Here is a 3059-nt window from a genome sequence, read left to right on the forward strand (position 1 = left end):
AGGTGGCCGGGGGTGAGTTTGATGAAGGAGAAGGGCCCGGCCTTGGTCAGTGCGGTGCCGAGGTCGGTGAGTTCGCCGTTGTGGAGCCAGGTGCGCTGTCCGGCTGCGAGGGGGGCCCATACGTTCGGGATGACCAGGTCGAAGGCGACCGACGAGAAGACGGGTGCGCCGCCGGTGCCGGCGGTGGTGAGGTCGCGTACGGCCCAGTCGATGTGGTTGACCAGGTTGCGGTGGGAGACCTGCACGCCCTTGGGGCGGCCTGTTGAGCCGGAGGTGAACACGGTGTAGGCCACCGAGTCCAGGTCCACGGGCACTTCGGGTGCGGTGTCCGGCAGGTGGGTCAGGTCCCCGTCCACTCGTACGACCGGTACGTCGAAGCGGTCGGTGTACGCGGTGGACGTCACCGCCACCTGCACGCCGGCGTCTGTGACCATGCCCGCGATCCGGCCTGCGGGCAGTACCGGGTCCATGGGCACGTAGCCGGCCCCCGCACGCCATACCGCCAGCAGTGCCACGACCAGGTCGGCCGACCGGTCCAGCAGTACCGCGACCGACGACTCGGGCCTCACGCCCGCCTCACGCAGCCGGTGGGCGAGACGGTTCGCCCGGATGTCCAGTTCCGCGAATGACACCGCCGTGCCGCCCGACTCGACCGCCACCGCGTCCGGGTGCCGTGCGACCTGGTCCGCGATCAACTCGGGCACGGAGCGCGGCGGCACCGGGACTGCGGAGTCGTTCCAGGTGGTCAGTACCCGCTCGCGTTCGCCTGCCGGGAGGAAGGTCTCGCGGGCGTCACCGTCCACGCCGGCGGCCATGGACTCCAGCACCGCCCGGTACATCGCCGCGAGCCGGTCCACCGCCGCCCGGCCGAGGACCGCCGGGTCCGCGGTGAGCAGCAGTCCGCTGCCGCGGGCGGCGACGGCCAGTCCGAACTCGGTGGCGCCCTCGCCGTCCCCGGAGTCCGCGTCGACGAGGTCGCTGTCGGCCTGGGCGTCGGAGAGGTCGAGGTAGCTGAAGCGGACGTCGAGGAGTCGCGTACCGTCGCCCAGCTCCCGCTGCATCACCGGCATGGGGAAGCGGCGGTGCGGCCACAGCTCGGTCTCCCGGTCGAAGACCTGGTGGATGAGTTCGGCCCAGGTGCGGGCGCCGCGCCGGTGGGCGAAGGGGACCGTGTTGAGGTACATGCCGTAGACCTTCTCGGCGCCCTCGACCTCGGGCCGGCCGCTGGAGACGAGGCCGGTGCAGAAGGAGTCCTCGGCGGTGAGCTGGCTCATCACCTTGAGGTGGGCCGCGTGCAGGACTGCCTTGAGTGAGGTGCTCGTGGTGCGTGCCGCGGACTGCAGTGCCGTGGTGAGGTCACCGAGCGGCACCTGCACGGTCACCGCTCGGCCGGCGGGCTCGGCGTCGCCCCAGCCGGCCGGGAGTTCGAACTTGGCGTGGTCGGCGAGGACGCCGCGCCAGTAGGAGCGGTCCTCCTCGGAGTCGAGCGATGCCTGCTCCGCCGCGACGAAGTCCGCGTACCGGACGCCGGGCACCGTGGCTTCGCGCAGCTCCTCGCCGGCGCGAAGGCGCAGGTAGCCCTCGACGATGTCGCTGAGGAGGGTGCGGTGGCTCCAGCCCTCCGTGATCGGGTGGCAGACGCTGACCGACAGCCACCACGCCTCGTCGGACTCGACCAGCGCCGAGACGCGGAGCAGCGGGGCCCGGTCGAGCTGGAAAGCGGTGGCCCGCTCGGTGATGATGTGGGCCCGGCGCGCCTCGGCCTGCTGCTCGAAGCTCTTGCCACGGAGATCGAGCACGGTGACGGGGAGTTCCGCCGTCGCATGGATCAGCTGAAGAGGCACCGAGAAGGCGTCGAGGTCGAAGGACGCCCTCAGCATCTCGTGCCGCTCCACCACGGACCGTCCGGCGCGGCGGAGGGCGTCCACGTCGAAGGGCCGGCCGTCCTTGATCCGGAACGTCGTCGTGTTGTGGTACTTGTTCCGCCCGTCGTCGGCGAGCATTTCGACCAGCATGCCGAGCTGGACCTGCGCCAACGGGTAGGCGTCGACGAGTCCGTCGGGCAGGCGCTCGCGGTCCTCGTCGGCGATGAGGGCGAACGGTTCCACGGGCCGGTAGGCATCGGTGGGTTTGCCGCCGGCCGTGAGGGTGGCGGCGAGGTTGGCGACGGTGCGGTGCTGGAAGACGTCGCGTACGGCGGCTTCGAAGCCTTCGGCGCGCAGGGCGCCGACGAGGGCGATGGCCTTGATCGAGTGTCCGCCGAGGTCGAAGAAGTTGTCCTCGACACCGATCCGTTCCACGCCGAGCACCTTGCTCCAGATCGCGGCGATGCGTTCCTCGGCGGGGGTGCGGGGGGCGACGTAGGTGTCCGTGGCGGTCTGGTCCGGGTCGGGCAGGGCGCGGCGGTCGAGCTTGCCGTTGGCGGTGAGCGGGATCGCGTCCACCTGCATGAAGACGGACGGGATCATGTAGTCCGGCAGGGCGTCGGCCAGGTCGGGGACCTCGCCGACGACGTAGGCGATCAGGCGCTGGTCCTGCTCGGACACGATCACGGCCGCGTCGGTGATGCCGGGTCGGGCGACGAGTGCGGCGCGCACCTCGCCGAGTTCGATGCGGTAGCCGCGGATCTTGACCTGGTCGTCGATGCGGCCCAGGAACTCGACGGCTCCGTCGTGCCGCCGGCGAGCGAGGTCGCCGGTGCGGTACATGCGGCTGCCCGCCGGACCGTATACGTCCGGGACGAACTTGTCGGCGGTGCGGGCCGGGTCACCCACGTAGCCGCGGGCCACGCCGGTGCCGCCGACGAACAGTTCGCCCACGGCGCCGACGGGGACGGGCTGGAGGTGGGTGTCCAGGACGCGCATGGTCATGTTGGGCAGGGGCCGGCCGATGGGTACGACGCCGTCGAACTCGTCCACGAGCGGGAAGACGCAGGTGCCGACGGTGGCTTCGGTGGGCCCGTACTCGTTGAGGACCTTCCCGTCGCCGAGGATCTGTCGCCAGCGTTCGACGAGGGCACCCGGGAGTGCTTCGCCGGCGACGACGACCTTGCCGGCCAG

Annotated in this window: 1 protein-coding gene; it reads right to left on the reverse strand. The window is 71.3% G+C overall.

The features are described 5' to 3' along the window. Window positions 1–3059 (reverse strand): AMP-binding protein (locus H0H10_RS23090; RefSeq protein WP_188182990.1); only part of this gene is annotated, 3059 nt, incomplete at both ends.

Origin of the sequence: Streptomyces griseicoloratus (assembly GCF_014534645.1) — a bacterium.
Lineage (GTDB): Bacteria > Actinomycetota > Actinomycetes > Streptomycetales > Streptomycetaceae > Streptomyces > Streptomyces griseicoloratus.